General features: G+C 65.2%; 16 protein-coding genes, 1 other RNA gene and 3 pseudogenes. 6 read left to right on the top strand and 14 right to left on the bottom strand.

Translation table 11 applies throughout. The features are described 5' to 3' along the window. Nucleotides 1-63: 63 nt before the first annotated feature. Nucleotides 64-849: pseudogene (gene cas1c, locus XAXN_RS12900) on the top strand (type I-C CRISPR-associated endonuclease Cas1c); the annotation flags it as partial. A gap of 15 nt (nucleotides 850-864) precedes the next feature. After that, nucleotides 865-1,155: a CRISPR-associated endonuclease Cas2 gene (gene cas2 / locus XAXN_RS12895; RefSeq protein WP_042823992.1), complete on the top strand. Its 291-nt coding sequence runs from the start codon at nucleotides 865-867 to the stop codon at nucleotides 1,153-1,155. Nucleotides 1,156-1,437: 282 nt separating this feature from the next. Here cas2 and XAXN_RS21485 read toward each other — a convergent pair. From XAXN_RS21485 to XAXN_RS12885, 3 genes and pseudogenes are all read right to left on the bottom strand, one after another. Beyond that, a non-coding RNA gene (locus XAXN_RS21485) (sX9 sRNA) lies at nucleotides 1,438-1,513 on the bottom strand. 82 nt (nucleotides 1,514-1,595) lie between these two features. Beyond that, nucleotides 1,596-2,156: a hypothetical protein gene (locus tag XAXN_RS12890; RefSeq protein ID WP_054319827.1), complete on the bottom strand. Its 561-nt coding sequence runs from the start codon at nucleotides 2,154-2,156 to the stop codon at nucleotides 1,596-1,598. Between the two features lie 99 nt (nucleotides 2,157-2,255). After that, nucleotides 2,256-2,552 (bottom strand): annotated as a pseudogene (locus XAXN_RS12885) (LysM peptidoglycan-binding domain-containing protein). Here XAXN_RS12885 and XAXN_RS22530 point away from each other — a divergent pair. Beyond that, nucleotides 2,464-2,661 (top strand): hypothetical protein, encoded by a 198-nt coding sequence (locus XAXN_RS22530; RefSeq protein ID WP_164514294.1) that lies wholly within the window; start codon nucleotides 2,464-2,466, stop codon nucleotides 2,659-2,661. The pseudogene XAXN_RS12885 and the gene XAXN_RS22530 overlap by 89 nt on opposite strands. On the opposite strand, the gene queF is transcribed toward XAXN_RS22530, so the two are convergent. Together queF and XAXN_RS12875 are read right to left on the bottom strand one after the other, a co-directional pair. Next, the gene (gene queF, locus XAXN_RS12880) at nucleotides 2,655-3,470 is read right to left on the bottom strand and encodes an NADPH-dependent 7-cyano-7-deazaguanine reductase QueF (protein WP_054319826.1); all 816 of its coding nucleotides are present in this window, start codon (nucleotides 3,468-3,470) and stop codon (nucleotides 2,655-2,657) included. The two genes, XAXN_RS22530 and queF, sit on opposite strands and share 7 nt — an antisense overlap. A 158-nt stretch (nucleotides 3,471-3,628) precedes the next feature. Beyond that, on the bottom strand, nucleotides 3,629-4,933 hold the full coding sequence (locus tag XAXN_RS12875) for a M20 family metallopeptidase (protein ID WP_054319825.1): 1,305 nt from the start codon (nucleotides 4,931-4,933) through the stop codon (nucleotides 3,629-3,631). A 259-nt stretch (nucleotides 4,934-5,192) separates the two neighbouring features. On the opposite strand from XAXN_RS12875, the gene XAXN_RS12870 reads away from it, so the two are divergent. The 3 genes from XAXN_RS12870 (at nucleotide 5,193) to XAXN_RS12860 (ending at nucleotide 13,078) form a co-directional block, all read left to right on the top strand. Continuing rightward, complete coding sequence (locus XAXN_RS12870; RefSeq protein ID WP_054319824.1) at nucleotides 5,193-6,440, top strand: efflux RND transporter periplasmic adaptor subunit; 1,248 nt, start codon at nucleotides 5,193-5,195, stop codon at nucleotides 6,438-6,440. A 93-nt stretch (nucleotides 6,441-6,533) separates the two neighbouring features. Further along, nucleotides 6,534-9,779, top strand: coding sequence for an efflux RND transporter permease subunit (locus XAXN_RS12865; protein ID WP_054319823.1), 3,246 nt, complete (start codon nucleotides 6,534-6,536; stop codon nucleotides 9,777-9,779). A gap of 158 nt (nucleotides 9,780-9,937) precedes the next feature. Further along, nucleotides 9,938-13,078 (top strand): efflux RND transporter permease subunit, encoded by a 3,141-nt coding sequence (locus XAXN_RS12860; protein WP_054319822.1) that lies wholly within the window; start codon nucleotides 9,938-9,940, stop codon nucleotides 13,076-13,078. Between the two features lie 175 nt (nucleotides 13,079-13,253). Here XAXN_RS12860 and hglS read toward each other — a convergent pair whose 3' ends face one another. The 9 genes and pseudogenes from hglS to XAXN_RS12815 all read right to left on the bottom strand — a co-directional run bounded on the left by hglS (nucleotide 13,254) and on the right by XAXN_RS12815 (nucleotide 20,247). After that, on the bottom strand, nucleotides 13,254-14,621 hold the full coding sequence (gene hglS / locus XAXN_RS12855; RefSeq protein WP_054319821.1) for a 2-oxoadipate dioxygenase/decarboxylase HglS: 1,368 nt from the start codon (nucleotides 14,619-14,621) through the stop codon (nucleotides 13,254-13,256). A gap of 162 nt (nucleotides 14,622-14,783) precedes the next feature. Then, nucleotides 14,784-15,401 carry a hypothetical protein gene (locus XAXN_RS12850; protein WP_054319829.1) on the bottom strand — a complete coding sequence of 206 codons (618 nt, stop codon included), beginning with the start codon at nucleotides 15,399-15,401 and terminating at the stop codon, nucleotides 14,784-14,786. A gap of 297 nt (nucleotides 15,402-15,698) precedes the next feature. Then, nucleotides 15,699-16,270, bottom strand: a pseudogene (locus XAXN_RS12845) (hypothetical protein). A 132-nt stretch (nucleotides 16,271-16,402) separates the two neighbouring features. Then, nucleotides 16,403-17,155, bottom strand: a complete 753-nt coding sequence (locus XAXN_RS12840) for an HAD family hydrolase (RefSeq protein WP_054319820.1) — start codon at nucleotides 17,153-17,155, stop codon at nucleotides 16,403-16,405. A 37-nt stretch (nucleotides 17,156-17,192) separates the two neighbouring features. Next, nucleotides 17,193-17,600: an EF-hand domain-containing protein gene (locus XAXN_RS12835; RefSeq protein WP_054319828.1), complete on the bottom strand. Its 408-nt coding sequence runs from the start codon at nucleotides 17,598-17,600 to the stop codon at nucleotides 17,193-17,195. Nucleotides 17,601-17,838: 238 nt separating this feature from the next. Further along, the gene (locus tag XAXN_RS12830) at nucleotides 17,839-18,192 is read right to left on the bottom strand and encodes an EF-hand domain-containing protein (protein WP_042824005.1); all 354 of its coding nucleotides are present in this window, start codon (nucleotides 18,190-18,192) and stop codon (nucleotides 17,839-17,841) included. Between the two features lie 243 nt (nucleotides 18,193-18,435). After that, nucleotides 18,436-18,813 (bottom strand): hypothetical protein, encoded by a 378-nt coding sequence (locus tag XAXN_RS12825; protein WP_054319819.1) that lies wholly within the window; start codon nucleotides 18,811-18,813, stop codon nucleotides 18,436-18,438. 243 nt (nucleotides 18,814-19,056) lie between these two features. After that, nucleotides 19,057-19,254, bottom strand: a complete 198-nt coding sequence (locus XAXN_RS12820; RefSeq protein WP_054319818.1) for a CPXCG motif-containing cysteine-rich protein — start codon at nucleotides 19,252-19,254, stop codon at nucleotides 19,057-19,059. A gap of 315 nt (nucleotides 19,255-19,569) precedes the next feature. Next, a complete protein-coding gene (locus XAXN_RS12815; protein ID WP_054319817.1) occupies nucleotides 19,570-20,247 on the bottom strand; it encodes a M15 family metallopeptidase in 678 nt (225 codons plus the stop codon). Nucleotides 20,248-20,493: the final 246 nt, after the last annotated feature.

Genomic DNA, 20,493 nt, shown 5'->3' with positions numbered 1-20,493 from the left:
CAGACGAGATCTAGTACGGTCGCGTGGGCGGGGAGATGGTTAAAGGAGAATGGGATCAAACAGGTAGCCGGCAATGTGCTGCTGCGCCGTGAGCAATATCGATGCAGCGATGATCCCGTGCGTTGCGCCGCAATTGTGCGTCACTTGCTGGCAGGAAAAATCCACAACCAGCGCGCCGTGCTGGCGCGCGGCTGGCGCGCGCACGGCGACCGCCTTACCGATATCCCCACCTTTCAACACGCACTCAAGCGGCTCAAACGCATTCCACAACGCCTGCTCATCGAGACCAGTGTTGACGTGCTGCGCGGCCTGGAAGGCGAGGCAGCGCAGTCGTATTTCGGCGTCTTCGGCCAACTGGTACGCGCCGAAGCGCCGCTACTGCGCTTTGGCGGACGCAATCGCCGCCCGCCGCGCGACGCCTTCAATGCGTTGCTATCGTTTCTCTACACCTTGCTGACCCACGATTGCCGCTCGGCCCTGGAAACGGTTGGTCTGGACCCGGCAGTCGGCTTCTTGCATCGCGACCGGCCGGGGCGGCCAAGCCTGGCTCTGGACCTGGCAGAGGAATTCAGGCCGTTGCTTGGCGAGCGTCTGGCACTGTCGCTGATCAACCGCCGACAATTGAACGAGCGCGACTTCCAGGTCTTCGACAACGGCGCGGTTCTTCTCAAGGACGATGCGCGCAAGGCGGTGCTGATCGCTTACCAAGAGCGCAAACGCGAACAGCTCCACCATGCCTTCCTGGGCGAAAAGGTCGACATCGGCCTGCTGCCCTTCGTGCAGGCACAGCTCATGGCACGGCAGCTGCGTGGCGACCTGGATGGCTACCCCTCCTTTTTCTGGAAATGACGCGGCTCACGTCCCATGATGATTGTTGTCAGCTACGACGTCAGCACCAGCTCTCCGGGGGGCGAGAAGCGCCTGCGCAAGGTCGCCAAAGCCTGCCGTGACCGTGGCCAGCGCGTGCAGTTCTCGGTCTTCGAAATCGAGGTCGAACCTGCCCAATGGACTGAATTACGTCAGCAACTATGCGACCTGATCGACCCGACGCTGGACAGCCTGCGTTTCTATCACCTCGGCGCGAAATGGGAGGCCCGCGTGGAGCACGTCGGCGCCAAGCCCAGCCTGGACCTCAAAGGTCCATTGATTTTTTGACGCGAACCCCAAGCGCCCCCTAAAAACCGGGCAGGTTCGCACCGCACTCAAGCAACTGATTTCCAAAAAGAAAAGAAAATACACTGCGGATCCCCAGCTCCGCGTGGCGACTCCTCGACCGCCTTTCAGCAGGTTCGCGGAATTGCCCGTGTTTTAGCAACGATGACAAGCCCTTATGCTAAGGGGGGGTCGCGCCCTCACGGGCGCGTGGATTGAAAACTTCTCGGTCTGGCCCGCCCACACCGGGCTGAACGGCCAGGCAGGCCGCAGTGGTCTTAGAGTGGCTAACAAAACGTAGCGAGCGGTCGTCAGGTGGGCGTGGACGGCGCACAGGAACCGGAGTGTACGAGGGGTACATGAGGATTCCGAGCACCGGCCGCGCCCGCCTGGCGGCTGCGCAGTAGTTTTGTTAGCCGCTCTTAATCGACCGATGCAGTCGCTTAGTTGACCATGATGGTCTGCGGCGTGCCTGCAGGCTTGCCGTCCACCATCACCTGGGCGGTGTAGGTGCCGGCCGGCCAGCCGTCGGGCTTGCTGAAGCGCATGTTGGTGGTTTCGGCGCCGCTGGTGGTCAGGTTGGCGCTCTGCTCGCCAGCCACTTGCCCGTCCTGGTAGGTGAGCTTGGCCGAGACCGGCACATTGCTCGCGCTGCCCTCGGTCTTGACCGACACGATGATGGTGTCCTTGCTGCCGACGCTGGCCGATGGCGTCACTGTCTTGTCCGCAGCGGCAACCGTGCCGACTGCAACGCTGGACACCGTGACGCCGGTGCTGGCCATCGCCGCGCCACTGGTGCTCGCCGCGCCGGTCGCGGTGCCTTGCGCAGCCTGATCGCTGGCCGGCGGTGTGGCCGCCGGGCCGGGCATGGCATCGGTGGCCGCGCCGGAGGTCGGATCCTTGGCGACATCGGAATGGTCGTCGCCTTCCTTGCGGCAACCCGACAGGGCCAGGACGCCGGCCAAGGCGAGAACCAGGGCGCTGGAAACGGCTTTGGTACGCATGGATCGATCTCCCGATGGCGAATGGATCAAACGAGTGAATAAAGCGCGCCGATGCACGTCGCGCTACGGTGTTGGTGCGCGCAACGACGTTGGGTCTGCCTACGCCTTTGGCGGCAGATGCGGTACTTGGCCAGGAAAGATCTTGTCCGGGTCCTGCAAGGCATCGCGGTTGGCTTCGAAGATGCGCGGCCACAGCGCGCCATCGCCCAGATGGCGCTTGGCAATCCCGGACAGGCTGTCGCCTGCCTGCTGCACGGTGACGGTTTCGCCAACCAGTTACGCTGTGCTTTGCACACTGGTGCGCACGTTGGAAAAATCGGGCGCAGGCATCATCTCAGCGGTGCTATCGACCGATGAGGTGACGTTGGAAAAATCTGCTTTCTGGTCGACACTCATTGCTGCAATCCCTGTGCATCGCGGTGTCGGCAGGGTGCGCGGGGCGCTGTTAAACGTGGATCGCGCCGCCGTGAAGCCCGCGCGATCCCACGTGAGCGCGCTCTACTGACGCAGGTCGCGGAAGATCGACAGTGGCGCGGGGACACTGGGCGAGCTGCGCAGCGGATTGATGTCCAGGCCGCCACGACGTGTGTAACGCGCTTCGACCACCAGCCACTGCGGTGCGCACTGCGTCAGCACGTCGCTGAAAATGCGTTCGACGCATTGCTCATGAAACTCGGCGTGGTCGCGGAAACTGACCAGATAACGCAGCAATCCCTCGCGATCGATCGGTGCACCGCGGTAACGCAAGGTCACACTGGCCCAATCCGGCTGACCAGTGACCGGGCAGTTGGATTTGAGCAGGGCCGAGGTCAGCACTTCTTCCACCACTGGCTGCGCGCGTGCGCAGAGATAGGCCGCGTTCGGCGGGCCGTAATCGTCGATGCTGACATCCAGGGTGTCGATCGATTCGCCCTCGCCGACCGCATCGATCGGCGGCAGGCCAAACTCCACCGCCACATCGGCCCCGGCGCGCGTGGACAGGTCGGTCGCAATGCGCGTGCGCACCGCTTCGGCGCTGTTGAAGCGGGTGGCGTTGAGCGAGTTAAGATAGAGCTTGAGCGACTTGGATTCGATCAGCGATGGCGAGTCACAGGGCACATGCAAGGTGGCAGTGGCCACGCAGGGCTTGCCTTGTGCATCGAGCCAGCTGAGTTCGTAGGCATGCCAGCGATCGCGGCCGATAAACGGCAGGTCACCGGTCAGCCCGATGGCCTCGCGCCCGGCCGCGCGCGGAATCGAAAACAGCAACGACGGATCGTAGCCGCTCGGGTAGGCAACCTCACGACCGAGGGTGGAATCTTCTGGGGTATTCATGCCGCCATTTTAGGCCGCACGGGCTAGCCGTGAGGTGTATGGCAACGCGTGAAAGAAAGCGAATGGAACACCCTAAGATCGCCGCTCCAGAATCACGCCACCGGCCCAACCAGCGAAATCGGGAATCGCCCAGCCGCAGACGATTCCCGATTCCCGATTCACCCCTGCAGATAATCCAGCGACACCTGCAACAGCGCGCGCAAGCCCACATCCAGCGAGGACTCGTCCAACAGGAACTGCGGCGAATGGTTGCTGGGTGCGGTGGCCGGGTCGATACCCTTGGCAGTGGAACCAACGAAGAAGAACATCGACGGCACCTGCTGGGCGTAGAACGAGAAATCTTCCGCGCCCATTTGCAACGGCGGCTCGTACACATTGTCGGCACCCACCACGGCCTGCAGGCTGGGCAGCATCCTGGCCGTCAGCGCGGGATCGTTGACGGTGGCAGGGTTGCCCGGCTGGTCCGGCACCTGTGCCTGCACCTTGGACCCATGCGCGGCGGCGGTGTGTTCGGCCACGTTCTTGAGATCGGCAAAGATCTGCTGGCGCATGCCCTCGTCGAAGGTGCGGATGGTACCGACCATTTCCACATCGTCGGGGATGATGTTGTAGCGGATGCCGCCCTTGATCGCGCCGAAGCTGAGCACCGCCGGCTGCTTGGACAGGTTGGCGCGGCGGCTGATCACCGTTTGCGCGGCGCCGATCATGTCGGCGCTGGCCACGATCGGGTCGATGCCGTTCCACGGCGCCGAGCCGTGGGTCTGGCGGCCGATCATCTTGATCGCGAAGCGGTCCGAGGCCGCCATCAGCGGCCCGCTGCGCACCGCGATCTTGCCGGCCTGCACGCTGGAGAACACATGCAGGCCGAACACTGCCTGCGGCTTGAAGTCGGCAAACAGGCCTTCCTTGAGCATCAGCGAGGCGCCGCCTTCCTCGTCGCTGGGGGCGCCTTCTTCAGAGGGCTGGAAGATCAGCATCACTTCGCCGGGCAACTGCTCGCGCATGCCCACCAGCGCCTCGGCCACGCCAAGCAGGATGGCGGTGTGGGCATCGTGGCCGCAGGCGTGCATCACCCCGACCTGCTCGCCGCGGTATTCGGCGGTGGCCTTGGAAGCGAACGGCAGCCCGGTCTGCTCTGTCACCGGCAGCGCGTCCATGTCGGCGCGCAGCGCGATCTTCGGCCCCGGCTTGCCACCCTTGATGATGGCCACCACGCCGTGATGGGCGATGCCGGTACGCGGCTTGAGGCCCAACTTGCGCAGCTGCGCGGCCACGGTGGCGGCAGTACGCTCCTCGCGGTTGGACAGCTCAGGGTGCTGGTGGAAGTCGCGGCGCCATTGCACCACCTTGGCCTGCAGCGGGGCGGCGGCGGCCTGAACTTCGGGCCGTTGCGCGGTCTGCGCGGTGGCCAGCGTGGGCAGGACGAGCAGCAGCGCGCTGGTCAGCAGGCGGGAGGGGCGCATCGGCAATCCTTGAAAGATGGTTGCTTAATGTAGTGCAGGCAGGTGCCGGGTGGGCTGCAGTGGGGCCCGATTCAGCCCGGCGGTCAACCGCGGTCGCCGTGGCGCGTTGCCGCTGCAGTGCAAGTGTGACCGTTGCGGTCGTTTCGCCGGCCGAGCCGTTACTTCAGTAACACTCAATTGGTGAAGCGCAACGATATGCTTTGCACCGCCGCCCCCACGGTCGCACCCACGCGCCCGGCCCGCCCTCAGGAGTTGTCGCATGTCGCGTTTTTGGAAGATCACACTGCTGGTTGTCGCGGTGCTTATCGTGGTGTTCGTCGCAATGCGGATGATGGGTGGGGCCAATCACGGTAAGCGCGCAGGCGCGCCGGACGGCAATGACCCGGACAACAGCGGCCCGGTGCCGGTGACGGTGGTGGCGGCCACCACGCAGGATGTTCCGGTGTATGCCAGCGCGCTGGGCACGGTTACCGCGCTCAATACGGTCACGGTCAGCCCGCAGGTGGGCGGCCAGCTGATGAGCCTGAATTTCAAGGAAGGCCAGGAAGTGAAGAAGGGCGATCTGCTGGCGCAGATCGATCCGCGCACGCTGCAGGCCAGCTACGACCAGGCATTGGCCGCCAGACGCCAGAACCAGGCGCTGTTAGCGACCTCGCGGGTGAATTACCAGCGTTCCAACGACCCGGCCTACAAGCAGTACGTCTCGCGCACGGACCTGGATACCCAACGCAACCAGGTTGCCCAGTACGAGGCCGCGGTTGCGGCCAACGATGCGCAGATGCGCTCGGCGCAGGTGCAATTGCAGTTCACCCGCGTCACCGCGCCGATCAACGGCATCGCCGGCATCCGTGGCGTGGACGTGGGCAACATCGTCACCAGCAGCTCCACGATCGTCACCCTGACCCAGATCCGCCCGATCTACGTGTCGTTCAACCTGCCCGAACGTGAGTTGCAGGCAGTGCGTACCGGTCAAACGGCGGCGCCGCTGGCCGTGGCCGCGCTGGATCGTGGCGATGCGCATGTGATCAGCAGCGACGGCAAGCTGGATGTGATCGACAACCGCATCTCCGCCGACAGCGGCACCTTCGGCGCACGCGCGATCTTCAACAACACCGACAACGCGCTATGGCCGGGCCAGTTCGTCAATGTGCGCCTGCAGCTGCGCACCATCGCCGGCGGCACGGTGGTGCCGTCCCAGTCGGTGCAGCGCGGGCCTGACGGCGATTACGTGTACGTGGTGGGCAGCGACAACACCGCGCAGATGCGCACCGTGGTGCAGGGCGTGGAAGTGGACGACAGCCATGTGCAGATCACCAAGGGCCTCAAGCCCGGCGAGCGCGTGGTGACCGAGGGCCAGTTCCGCCTGAAACCGGGCAGCAAGGTCAGCGCGCTCAAGCCGGGCGAGACGCCGCCGGAACCGACCGAGGCCGAACTCAAGGCCGCCAAGGACAAACAGAGCCGTGGTGGTGGCGGCCTCGGCGGCCGTCGTGGCGGCGGTCCGCGCTAATTCTCGACCACCGGCGACGGAGCCTCCGTCGCCGATGTGCGCCGGCGCTGCATGCGCCGGCTTCGCTTGACGTCTTCAGCAAGGACACCCCCCGTGGGCTTTTCGACCATCTTCATCCGCCGCCCGATCGCCACTTCGTTGTTGATGGCCGGCGTCCTGCTGCTGGGCATCCTGGGCTACCGTCAATTGCCGGTCTCGGCATTGCCGGAAATCGACGCGCCCAGCCTGGTCGTCACCACCCAGTACCCCGGCGCCAATGCCACCACCATGGCCGCGCTGGTCACCACGCCGCTGGAGCGCCAGTTCGGGCAGATTTCCGGCCTGCAGATGATGACCTCCGATTCGTCGGCGGGCCTGTCCACCATCATTCTGCAGTTCTCGATGGCGCGCGATATCGATATCGCCTCGCAGGATGTGCAGGCGGCGATCCGCCAGGCCACCCTGCCCTCTTCGCTGCCGTACCAGCCGGTCTATAACCGGGTCAATCCGGCCGATGCGGCGATTCTCACGCTCAAGCTCACCTCCGATTCGCTGCCGCTGCGCGAGGTCAACCGCTATGCCGATGCGATCCTGGCCCAGCGCCTGTCGCAGGTGCCGGGTGTGGGCCTGGTCTCGATCGCCGGCAACGTGCGCCCTGCGGTGCGCATCCAGGTCAACCCGGCGCAGCTGTCGAACATGGGCCTGACCATGGAGTCGCTGCGCAGCGCGCTGACCCAGACCAACGTCAGTGCGCCGAAGGGCTCGCTCAACGGCAAGACCCAGTCCTACAGCATCGGCACCAACGATCAGCTCACCGACGCGGCGCAGTACCGCGAGACCATCATCAGCTACAAGGATGGCCGCCCGGTGCGGCTGGCGGATGTGGCCAACGTGGTCGATGGCGTGGAAAACGACCAGCTGGCCGCCTGGGCCAACGGCAAGCAGGCGGTACTGCTGGAGATCCGCCGCCAGCCGGGCGCCAACATCGTGCAGACGGTGGAGCAGATCCGCAGCATCCTGCCGCAGCTGCGGTCGGTGTTGCCGGCCGATGTGCATCTGGAGGTGTTCTCCGACCGCACCGAAACCATCCGCGCCTCGGTGCATGAAGTGAAGTTCACCCTGGTGCTGACCATTGCGCTGGTGGTGGCGGTGATCTTCGTGTTCCTGCGCCGGCTGTGGGCCACCATCATTCCCTCGGTGGCGGTGCCGCTGTCGCTGGCCGGCACCTTCGCGGTGATGGCCTTCGCCGGCATGTCGCTGGACAACCTGTCGCTGATGGCGCTGGTGGTGGCGACCGGGTTCGTGGTCGACGATGCGATCGTGATGATCGAGAACATCGTGCGCTACATCGAACAGGGCAAGAGCGGGCCGGAAGCAGCCGAGATCGGCGCCAAGCAGATCGGCTTCACCGTGCTGTCGCTGACCGTGTCGCTGGTGGCGGTGTTCCTGCCGCTGCTGCTGATGCCCGGCGTCACTGGGCGGTTATTCCACGAGTTTGCGTGGGTGCTGTCGATTGCGGTGGTCATCTCGATGCTGGTGTCGCTGACGTTGACGCCGATGATGTGCGCCTACCTGCTCAAGCCCGATGCCTTGCCAGAAGGCGAAGACGCGCACGAGCGCGCGAGCGCGGCCGGCAAGACCAACCTGTGGACGCGTACCGTGGGCGCCTATGAGCGCAGCCTGGATTGGGTGCTTGCCCACCAACCGCTGACCCTGGCCGTGGCGATCGGCGCGGTGGCGTTGACGGTGGTGCTGTATGTGGTCATTCCCAAGGGCTTGCTGCCCGAGCAGGACACCGGCCTGATCACCGGTGTGGTGCAGGCCGACCAGAACGTGGCGTTCCCGCAGATGGAGCAACGCACCCAGGCGATGGCTGCCGCGTTGCGCAAGGACCCGGCGGTGACCGGCGTGGCAGCCTTCATCGGCGCCGGCACCATGAACCCCACGCTCAACCAGGGCCAGCTGTCGATCGTGCTGAAGACGCGCGGCGACCGCGAGGGCCTGGACGAAGTACTGCCGCGCCTGCAGAAGGCAGTGGCCGGCATTCCGGGCGTGGCCTTGTTCCTCAAGCCGGTGCAGGACGTCACCCTGGACACGCGCGTGGCCGCCACCGAATACCAGTATTCGATCTCGGACGTGGACAGCAGCGAGCTGGCCACCTGGGCCGGGCGCATGACCGAGGCAATGCGCAAACTGCCCGAGCTGGCGGACGTGGACAACAACCTGGCCAACCAGGGACGTGCGCTGGAATTGAGCATCGACCGCGACAAGGCCAGCATGCTCGGCGTGCCGATGCAGACCATCGACGACACGTTGTACGACTCGTTCGGCCAGCGCCAGATCTCCACCATCTTCACCGAGCTCAATCAGTACCGGGTGGTGCTGGAAGTGGCGCCGGAATTTCGCACCAGCACTGCCTTGATGAACCAGCTGGCCGTGGCCAGCAACGGCAGCGGCGCGCTCACCGGCACCAACGCCACCAGCTTCGGCCAGGTCACCTCGTCCAACTCGTCCACCGCCACCGGCGTGGGCGCGCAGAACACCGGTATCGTGGTCGGTGCCGGCAGCATCATTCCGCTGGCCGCGCTGGCCGAAGCCAAGGTCACCAACACACCATTGGTGGTGAGCCACCAGCAGCAGCTGCCGGCCGTCACCATCTCGTTCAACCTGGCGCCGGGCCATTCGTTGTCGCAGGCGGTGGCGGCCATCGGGAAGGCGCGCGAAGCGCTCAAGATGCCGACCCAGGTGCATGCGCAGTTCGTCGGCAAGGCCGCCGAATTCACCGGCAGCCAGACCGACATCGTGTGGCTGCTGCTGGCCTCGATCGTGGTGATCTACATCGTGCTGGGCGTGTTGTACGAAAGCTACATCCATCCGTTGACCATCATCTCCACGCTGCCGCCGGCCGGTGTCGGTGCGTTGCTGGCGCTGATGCTGTGCGGGCTGAGCCTGTCGGTGGACGGCATCGTCGGCATCGTGCTGCTGATCGGCATCGTCAAGAAGAACGCCATCATGATGATCGACTTCGCCATCGATGCACGCCGCGAAGGCGCGACTGCGCACGATGCGATCCGGCGCGCCTGCCTGCTGCGCTTCCGCCCGATCATGATGACCACCGCGGCCGCGATGCTGGGCGCGTTGCCGCTGGCGCTGGGCACCGGCATCGGTTCGGAACTGCGCCGTCCGCTCGGCATCGCCATCGTCGGCGGCCTGCTGCTGTCGCAGCTGGTCACGCTGTACACCACCCCGGTGATCTATCTGTACATGGAACGCGCCGGCGAGCGGTTGCGTGCCTGGCGCGCGCGCCAGGCACGCCATGGCGATGCAGCTGCGGTTCCAACGTCAGAGCGTCCGGCATGAGGACCGGTAGCGGCATCGCTGATCGGTCTGCTGGCCCGCGGCATCGCCCGCTCGCATGCACGCGTGGCAGCCGCTTTGGCTTCGGCTTCGGCTTTGGTTCTGGCTTTTACCGATTCCCGATTCCCGATTCCCGATTCCCGATTCCCGGCAGTCCGTCCATGAACATCTCCGCGCCCTTCATCAAGCGCCCGATCGGCACCTCGCTGCTGGCGATCGGTTTGTTCGTGATCGGATTGATGTGCTACCTGCGGCTGGGTGTGGCGCCGCTGCCGAACATCCAGATTCCGATCATCTTCGTGCACGCCACCCAGTCCGGTGCCGACGCCAGCACCATGGCCTCCACCGTCACCGCGCCGCTGGAACGTCACCTGGGCCAATTGCCCGGGATCGACCGCATGCGCTCGTCCAGTTCGGAGAGCAGCAGCATGGTCGTGCTGGTGTTCCAGAGCAACCGCAACATCGATTCGGCCGCGCAGGACATCCAAACCGCGATCAACGCATCGCAATCGGACCTGCCCTCGGGGCTCGGGACGCCGATGTACTCCAAGGCCAACCCGAACGACGACCCGGTGATCGCCATCGCGTTGACCTCGGAAACGCAATCGGCCGATGAGCTCTACAACGTGGCCGATTCGCTGCTGGCGCAGCGGCTGCGCCAGATCACCGGCATCAGCTCGGTGGACATCGCCGGTGCGTCCACCCCGGCAGTGCGCGTGGACGTGGACCTGCGCGCGCTCAACGCGCTGGGCCTGACCCCGGACGATCTGCGCAATGCGGTGCGCGCGGCCAATGTGACCTCGCCGACCGGATTTCTGTCCGACGGCAACACCACCATGGCCATCATCTCCAACGATTCGGTGTCCAAAGCCGCCGATTTTGCGCAGCTGGCGATCTCCACCCAGTCCAACGGACGCATCGTGCGGCTGGGCGATGTGGCCACCGTTTACGACGGCCAGCAGGATGCCTATCAGGCCGCCTGGTTCGATGGCAAACCGGCGGTGGTGATGTATGCCTTCACCCGCGCCGGCGCCAACATCGTCGAAACCGTCGACCAGGTGAAGGCGCAGATTCCCGAACTGCGTAGTTATCTGCAACCCGGCACCACGCTCACGCCCTACTTCGACCGCACGCCCACCATTCGCGCCTCGCTGCACGAGGTGCAGGCCACGCTGATGATCAGCGTGGCGATGGTGATCTTGACCATGGCGCTGTTCCTGCGCCGGCTGGCGCCCACCCTGATCGCCGCAGTCACCGTGCCGCTGTCGCTGGCTGGCTCGGCGCTGGTGATGTACGTGCTGGGCTTCACCTTGAACAACCTCAGCCTGCTGGCGTTGGTCATTGCCATTGGCTTCGTGGTCGACGACGCGATCGTGGTGATCGAAAACGTCATGCGCCATCTGGACGAAGGTATGTCGCGCCTGGACGCGGCGTTGGCCGGTGCGCGCGAGATCGGGTTCACCATCGTCTCGATCACCGCCTCGCTGGTGGCGGTGTTCATCCCGATGCTGTTCGCCAGCGGCATGATCGGTGCGTTCTTCCGCGAGTTCACCGTGACCCTGGTGGCGGCAATCGTGGTCTCGATGCTGGTCTCGCTGACCTTGACGCCGGCACTGTGCAGCCGTTTCCTGTCGCCGCACGCCGAGCCTGAAAAACCCAGCCGTTTCGGCGCATGGCTGGACCGCATGCACGAACGCATGCTACGCGTGTACACGGTGGCGCTGGATTTTTCGCTGCGCCACGCACTCCTGCTGTCGTTGACGCCGTTGTTGCTGATCGCCGCCACCATCTTCCTGGGCAGTGCGGTCAAGAAGGGCTCGTTTCCCGCGCAGGACACCGGCCTGATCTGGGGCCGCGCCAATTCCAGCGCCACGGTGTCGTTTGCCGACATGGTCAGCCGCCAGCGCCGCATCACCGACATGCTGATGACCGACCCGGCGGTAAAGACCGTCGGCGCACGCCTGGGCTCCGGCCGTCAGGGCTCCAGCGCATCGTTCAATATCGAGCTCAAAAAGCGCGATGAGGGCCGTCGCGACACCACCGCCGAAGTGGTCGTGCGCCTGAGCGCCAAGGCCGACCGTTACCCGGACCTGGACCTACGCCTGCGTGCGATCCAGGACCTGCCCAGCGACGGCGACGGCGGCACCAGCCAGGGCGCGCAATACCGCGTGTCGCTGCAGGGCAACGACCTGGCGCAGCTGCAGGAATGGCTCCCCAAACTGCAGGCTGCGCTGAAAAAGAACCCGCACCTGCGCGATGTCGGTACCGATGTGGATACCGCCGGCCTGCGCCAGAACATCGTGATCGACCGCGCCAAGGCCGCGCGCCTGGGCATCTCGGTCGGCGCCATCGATGGCGCGCTGTATGGCGCGTTCGGTCAGCGCTCCATTTCCACCATCTATTCCGATCTCAATCAGTACAGCGTGGTGGTCAATGCATTGCCGTCGCAGACCGCCACCCCCAAGGCGCTGGATCAGATCTTCGTGCCCAACCGTGCCGGCCAGATGGTGCCGATCACCGCAGTCGCCACCCAGGCACCGGGTCTGGCGCCGCCGCAGATCATCCACGAAAACCAGTACGCCACGATGGATCTGAGCTACAACCTGGCACCGGGCGTCAGCACGGGCGAGGCGGATCTGATCATCAAATCCACCGCGGAGGGCTTGCGCATGCCCGACGGCATCCGCCTTAGTGGCGACGACAGCTTCAACGTGCAGCTCAGTCCCAATTCGATGGGCATCCTGCTGCTGGCCGCGGTGCTTACCGTCTACATCGTGCTGGGCATGCTCTACGAGAGTCTGATCCATCCGGTGACCATCCTGTCCACCTTGCCGGCCGCCGGCGTGGGCGCACTGCTGGCGCTGTTCATCACCTACACCGAACTGTCGGTTGTCTCGATGATCGCGCTGGTGCTGCTGATCGGCATCGTCAAGAAAAACGCCATCATGATGATCGACTTTGCGCTGGTGGCGCAGCGCGTGCACGGCATGGATGCGCGCGCAGCCGCACGCGAGGCCTCGATCGTGCGCTTCCGCCCGATCATGATGACCACGATGGTGGCGATCCTGGCCGCCGTGCCGCTGGCGGTGGGCTTGGGCGAAGGCTCGGAGCTGCGTCGCCCCCTGGGTATTGCGATGATCGGCGGCCTAGTGTTCTCGCAGAGCCTGACCCTGCTCAGCACCCCGGCGCTGTATGTGATCTTCTCGTGCCTGAGCGAGCGCTGGAAGGCGCGTCGCGCACGTGCGCGCGCACGCCGTGCAGAACGCGCAGCGGCGCGTCGGCCGGCCACCCAAGCGCACTGAGGTTGCGCAACGACCGGTCGCACAGTCCGGCGTTGCGGGCGTCACTACGTTGCAGCGCAGCTATCCAGACGCGTTCGTCTGCGGCCACGTCCGGGAGGTTTTCCACAGCAGCCGCGCCGGCAGGCAATGCTCGGCGACGCCGCCGCAATACCATGCCGGATGCGGCGGGCGCGTGTTAGGCCAGCAACCCCTGCAGGGACTCTCGCTCCAGCTGCGCGTAGAGCGCGAATTCGTCGTGCACCTGCGCACCGAGTGCTTGTTCGAAACTGCGCTTGCTCGAATGGGCGGCATAGGCGCGTTGCTCGGCACCACCGAGGTTGGATTGGAAGATGCCGGCCGCACTGACCGGCAAAAAATCTTCGTAAATGATCGGATCGGCACTGACCAAGCCGAGCGCGATCGCGGTTTCTGCCGGCATCGCGGCCACCTGCGCGGGATCGGCGCGGCCGGCGTCGGTGAGCGCATAGCGGAAATAGCCCAGCCCTTCCTGCCGCAGCAACGCCTCGTCATCGGGGAAGGCCACGAAGGCAGTCTGCAGCCGGGTGGCGTAATCGGTGCCGGTACTGCCGGCGCCATCGGCATCGCTTGCCTGCGCCAGCAGCGCGTCGTACAGCGCGCGGCCCTTTGGCGTGAGGGCAAGGCCGCGCTGCTCGATCTCGCCGAAGCGCGCGGTATGCGTGCCGTATTCCGGCTGCCCGTCATCGCCGACAAAACGCACCGGCTCTTCCAGCGCCTTGAAACTGGTCTGCCGCAGCAGGATCGGCACGCGCCGACGCGGTGGCCCCTCGATCACCGCCTTGGCGTCGATGCCGGCGTGCTGCATCTGTTCCTGCGCCGCATCGATGTCCAGCGTGCGCGGCGTGAGGTGGTTGATGTGCGGGCCGTGGAAGCTCACCACGTCGGCAATCAACTTATGCGCCTGGCTCAGCGCGCGATAGGTCGGCAACGACACCGTCGCATCGCCATGCCAGCGGAAGGTTTCCAGCGCTTCGGCCACGAACTGCCGTGCCTGGTCGGCCTCCAGCCCGCCTTGCTGCTCGTAGCGCTCGATCAACTGCAAGGCGCCGGCGGTAAAGATCTGGCGCTGCTGCAGGATCTGCTCGGCCTGTGCACGCAGGGCGGCGTCTTCGATCAGTTCCAGCCGCAGCAGCGAGGTGAACACGCGAAACGGATTTGCCGACAGCGCCGCCTCGTCGATCGGGCGGAATGCGGTGGAATGCACCGGCACGCCGGCCACCGACAGGTCGTAATAGCCCACCGGCTGCATGCCCATCACGGCGAACAACCGGCGCAAGGTGGCCAGTTCGGCCGCGGTGCCGACGCGGATGGCGCCATGCCGTTCCAGATCCAGCCGCGCGCGCTCGTCGTTACGCTGCAGCCGCTGCGCCAGCGCCGGATTGGCTTGCAGCGTCTGCGCGTTGACCTGCGCCACCAGCGACATCAGATCGCCGTATAACGGCACCTCGGCGCGATACATGTCCGACATCGCCTGGGCGAACCAGCTGCGGATCTGATCGGGAGAAACAAAGGCGGTATCGCGCATGGGCTGGTCTTGGGCAGGTGCCGGCACAACGCCAGCGGTACCGCATTCTCGCCGACCGCGCCTGCGTCGACCAGCTGTACGACAGCATCGCAGCCAATACGTTGCTGCGCAGACAGCCGCGCCATGCCGGGGCGTGCATGGCGCGACGACACAGTAGCCGCGTCAGAGCCCGGCCTGGGCCGCCGCTTCGGCCGCTTCGCTGGCCTGACGCGCCGCTTCCAGGCGCTGCGCATGATCGCCGAGCTGACGCCGCAGCAGCGCATCCAGGGTGATCGGACGTTCCCAGCGGTCGTAGCTGGCGACGATGGCATACCGCAGCGCGCGCATGTGCAGGTTGTCCGGTGCCACCGACAGCCGCGTGACCACACCCTCCCAGCCATCGCGATGGTCGCGGCTGTAGGCGCGTACCGTGTCGCGGCACGACAGCTGCACGGTCTGCGCCCAGAAACATGCGAAATAGATATCCCCCGCATGCCAGCCATGCACTTGCAGCAGCGCCTGCACATACGCGCGCGGCGTGCCGGTATAGCGCGCCACCTCGTCGATGAAGCTGGCCGGATAGCGTTGCACATAACTGCCCATATCGGCCAGGTGCTGATCCACCCAAGCGTCGCCGGTGCCTGGCGTCACCGCTGGCGCCGGGTCTTCCGTCGCAGCTGCTGTCGCCGATGCCGGCGAGGTCTGCGCAGCCCCCAGCGCCGGCCACAGCGATGCCACCAACAATGGCACGCAGCGCAACACGGATGAGCGGGAGACGGGCATGCAGCGATGATGCCGCATGCGTGCGGTGCTGTCAGGCCCGCACCGGATCAAGCGCCGCTGCTGGGTGCCAGGCATACACGCCGTTCAACGGCCCGCGCCTGGCGAGGAAGCGCAGCCGGACGTCCCAGCTGCGCTATCGGGCAGCAATGAGCGCGTAGGCCGCAGCGGCCCGGTGCGCGCTGATGCCAACCAGCCATTGCGGTGTTCGTCAGCAACGGCGCGCAGTCCAAGGTTCGGCCGAAAGGTCGGCCACGGGATCTGCGTGACGATGACCCACGATACGCCCGGTGGATGGCACGGGCCGTGCCCTGGCTCCTAGCGCAGGTCGTAAAACCCGAACTGGTGAACCTCACGGCAACCGCTCAGATCGCAGGAACCGATGTAGCCGGGACCTATGTAACGCTGGCGCGCGTCGCGGTTGTGCGGACTGCTGTACGGATCCGGACCATAAAGGCCATTACCATAGTAAATCTGCCCGTAGGGGCGGTTGCGCGAGGCACCAGGACGGAATGGGCCAGCAACACCCCGATATCCGCGATCGCCCGCATAACGGTCGTCATAGCCTGCGCCAACAAACCCGGCGCTGCGTCGCGCTCGTACGGTCGAGCCTGCAACCTGGCGACGCTCTCGCCCCGCGCATCCACGTAGCCCTGCTCACGATCGAAGCGCACGGTGCGGAAATACACCGGCTCACCATCCACCTGACGGGCCTGCAGGCGGATGTAGTTGCCACCATCGTCGTAGTAAGGCTGCCCGTTGCGGAAGATGACTTCGCTCGGATTGATGATTTCTTCTTACAGCTCGGCGGCAGCCAGTGGCGCGGCACCGATCAGCAGCCCGAGCAACAAGGCCAGGCTGGCGCGCTGGGTCATGGACAACATGGTCATCGGCACTCCCTCCAAGCTCGGCCGCGCCCCCGTGCGGGGCCGTAAACATCCTGTCGTTGGGCGCCATGCAGCGCCCGCATTTGACGCATCGAGCCAGATCAGTGTCGCCAGCCCGCGGCGACCCGGCCCAGCTTAGCCCCGCCGCCGCGCCAACGCATCCAGCGCCTTCACCGCTGCCGGCCAGCCGGCGGCGTCGGGCACTTCGCGCATGCGCGGGTCGTCGGCAGCCACACCGTGCTCTTGTTCGTGCGCCCAGGTCACCGCGTACGGGGTGTAGATGCCCCAACCACCGATGGCCAGCACCGGTTCCACATCCGAACGCAGCGAATTGCCGATCATTGCAAACTGCTGCGCCGGCAAACCGAATTCGCCGAGCACGCGCGCATAGGTCCGCGGATCCTTTTCGGACACCACTTCCACCCGCGGGAACAGATCGCCCAGGCCAGACTGCTCGATCTTCTGCTCCTGGTGAAACAGGTCGCCCTTGGTGATCAGCACCACCTGGTACTCGGCGGCAATCGCCGCGACGGCCTCGCGCACGCCGGCAATCACTTCCACCGGATGCTGCAGCGTGGCACGGCCGATCTCGACGATGCGCTGAATATCGTGGGCGGCAATGCGCGCCTGCGTCAGTTCGATCGCGGTTTCGATCATCGACAGCGTCATGCCCTTGGCGCCATACCCGAAGACCTTGAGGTTGCGCCGCTCCACCGCCAGCAGATGCTGCTGCATGCGGCTGTCGCCCAGATCCAGGTACCCGGCCAGGATCGCTTCGAAATCCGCTCCGGCAGTGCGGTAATAGTCCTCGCTTTTCCAGAGGGTATCGTCGCCATCGAAGCCGACCAGTTGGATCGCCTGGCCGTTGCGCTGTGCAAGTGAGCTCATCGGGCAAGTTTAGCAGCGCAACGGTATGGCGCCGTGCTCAATCGCCTGCAGCATCGCCCGGGCCAGGCTGATAGCTGGCGAATTCCGCGCGCGACAGGCGCCCGTCGCCGTTGCTGTCGAAGTTGGAGAAGTTTTCACGCAACACCGGGTCGGCGCCTGCTTCGGCCGGCGTCAGCGATCCGTCGGCGTCTGTATCCAGGCTACGGAAACTGCGCGGTGCCAGGCTGCCGGCAGCGGCTGCGGCGGACGCCTCGGCACCGCTCGTGGACCTGGCGGGCCTGGACGCATCCGTCGGTCGCAAGGGCGTGGTGGCCGGGGCCGGGGGATCGATCGGTAGCGGCGACATTGCCGGTGTGGTGTTGCCCGCGTTCGCCGGCACCGACGCTGTCGGGGTGGCCGGTGGCAGCTCCGGCGGCGCGGCGAGCGCAAGCGGCGGGTTCGCCAACCCGAACAGAAATGCAAGACGTATGTGCGACATGATGGATGAACGCCCGACGTGGAACGTGCCACCCTAACGCGGCAGACGTCAACAAAACGGGAGCGACCCTGGCAGATCGCTCCCGCGTGTCCATCCTGTTGCTGTTGTTTGTTACCGCTTGTCGCTGAGCACTGGCGGGGCGCTGCGAAAGCGCTCAGCCATGCATTACATGATCCCCAAAAAGCGTCATGGGTTGAACGTTTGCTTAGTTGCCCTGAGAACCAGTGGTACCGCCGCCCTGCTGCTTGGCGACGAATGCCTTGTACTCATCCGGGGTCAACTTGCCATCGGTGTTGCCGTCGGCTTGATCGAAGATCTGCGCAAGGCCGGCGTTGACCTGCGCTTCCTGCTTGCTGATGGCGCCATCGCTATCGGTGTCCACGCTGGCCCAGGTCTGGCCACCGCCGGAGCTTGCACCGCTGGACTGTGCAGAGGTCGCCGAACTACCCGACTGCGCCGCTGCGTCCTGAGAGGTGCTTTGCGCCATCGCCGGCAGCGCCAGGGCGGCAGCAAGAGCGGCGGTAGCGGCGAGCAGCGAGGTGCGGTTGCGATTCTTCATTAGGGTGGTCTCCTTATGCTTGGGAATGCGCGATGCTTGGGAATGCGCGGTGTCGCCGCACATGGCCCCACCCTACCCATTGCAACTGAACGCCCAACCGAACGCAATTTCGCGCAAAACAGTCTTTTAACCACAGCCTGAACATTTGCGGCTAGCCGCATGTTAGGCGTGGGTGAGGCAAACCGAAGCACCTCATTCAATGCATGAAAATTTGGGACCTGCACCGCACTTTACGACGCAATTTCAAGCGTTAGGCGCGTCGTCTTCCCAACTCCCAGAACTGAACAGTTTCCAACCAAGCACCACGCCGGCGAGCGCGCCGGCCACTTCCAGCACCACGCGCGAGCCCAGTTCGTTGGGGTCATGGATCTTGGCCAGCGCCAGACGCGCATACAGCGGCGATTCCAGCCGCACGATGCTAGTATAGACGAGATGCCAGATGTCGTAGCCGGCACCGATGGCCACGGCCAGCAAACACGCAATACCCAGCGTGTGGCCATGGTTGAACTGCAAATGCCGCCCGCCCCGCTCCACTGTCGCAAAGACCACCACGCCCAGGATGAGCGCGATCAGCCCGACCTCCAGTGAACCGAGCAGGCCGAAATGCAGGGGCAAATTCATGGTGACGATCCAGGCAGCAGGCACACCAGTCTAGCGGCTGCAGGGCCTGGATCCGCACGCCTTGCAACGCAGGCGCTCCAAATCAAACTGTAAGCTGCAAATCGACTGGAGACTGCCAGGCCGATGGCGCAGCCCTGGCGATCTGCAGATGGCAGGCGATTGCCGGCATCCGGACGCTGTTGGGCGCAATGCAACCGCGCATCGCAACGACAGGCGAGCCAGCTGCAGCGGCCGCGCGATAGCTCAGGCGTCGTCCTGACCACGCGCACTCACCTGCGCTTCGCCTTCTTCGTCCCAACGCACGCTCACCGTCATCGGCTTGCAGCAGACCTGGCAGTCTTCGATGTAATGCTGGTCGCCGCCAGTCAGATCCAGCGCCAGCGTGATCCACTCCCCGCAGTACGGGCAGGCGATATCGACAAAGCGTTCCGGGTCGGACATGGCGGTTCCTTCGATTCTGTCGAGGCGAGAGATCGGACGTGGCGGCGACGCCGGCCGGTGCTGCCGGCGGACCTTGGAGTGTACGACCGGTGCTGCGCTGGTGCCCGCGGTTGCCGGTGAGGCGACCGATGCCAGCACTGTCTGGGTGAGACGAGCGCATACGCGCCGCAGGCAAGCGCAGCCGATCTTCGACACGAAGCCCTGCATCCTCCACGCTAGCAGCTTGCGTGTCGCATCCACGCGTCTCGCAAGCGGCCAACTGATCGCGAGCACAACCAGATCATCAGCGGCGACGCGCTTGTCGCGTGGTCGCTGTCAGTCCACCGGAACATCGTAGCCCGTCTCGGGCGTGGGTTCGGGACGAAACGTGAAATACCACCATTCCATCGGGTAGTTGGCAAATCCTTCGGCCGCCATCGCCTGCAGCAGGCGCTGGCGTTGCGTGCGTTGCGCTGCACTGATGTCGGGCGCGTCGGTATGCGCACGCGCATCGAAAAAATCGAATCCTGTGCCCATGTCCACTGCACGGCACCCAGCCGGCCGGCACTCCAGCAAGCCCAGATCCACGGTCGCGCCACGGCTGTGCCCGGAGGTGGGCGCAATGTAATCGCCCGGCAGTGCGCGCTTGTCCACCCGCGGGTAGTACTGCGCCTTGGTCGCCTGATCCTGCGGATCCGCAGACCAGGCCACGAACGCTCTCACCGACTGCACCGGCCGATAGCAATCGAACACCTGCAGCCGATAGCCCTCGGCCTTGAGCGTCTGCGCTACCCGTGCCAATGCGTCGGCAGCCGGCCGCAACAGGTAACACCGCGGCGCGTCATACCCCGGCACCACCCGTCCGGTGAAGTTGTTGCTGCTTGCATACCGCATGTCCAATGCGATATCCGGCGCAAGGGCGTGCACGTCCACAAGGCCGGCCTCTGCAGCGGTCCTTGCCGAAGACACGTGCACCTCGCCGGCGACTAGCGAAAATGGCGCCACTGCGCTCATCAGCAAAGCGCCTTGAACAACATACTGCCGCCAGCAGCGCCCATTCCGAAACAGTAGGTTGTCCGTCGTTTCCGTTCCCTTGCAAGATGCCGCGTTTGCGCGGCAGGTCATGCTGCGCGCCGTTCGCCGAAGCCACAGCATGGCTCGATCCCTTTGCGACTAGGTGTTCAGTCCCGGCATTAGATGGATCGGATTCACTTTGAACCGCTCGGGTTCGGATGTCCACTGCTTGCAGATGAATTCGTA

Origin of the sequence: Xanthomonas axonopodis, from assembly GCF_001304695.1 — a bacterium.
Lineage (GTDB): Bacteria > Pseudomonadota > Gammaproteobacteria > Xanthomonadales > Xanthomonadaceae > Xanthomonas > Xanthomonas axonopodis.
This window is presented reverse-complemented; position numbering and strand designations above follow the sequence as displayed.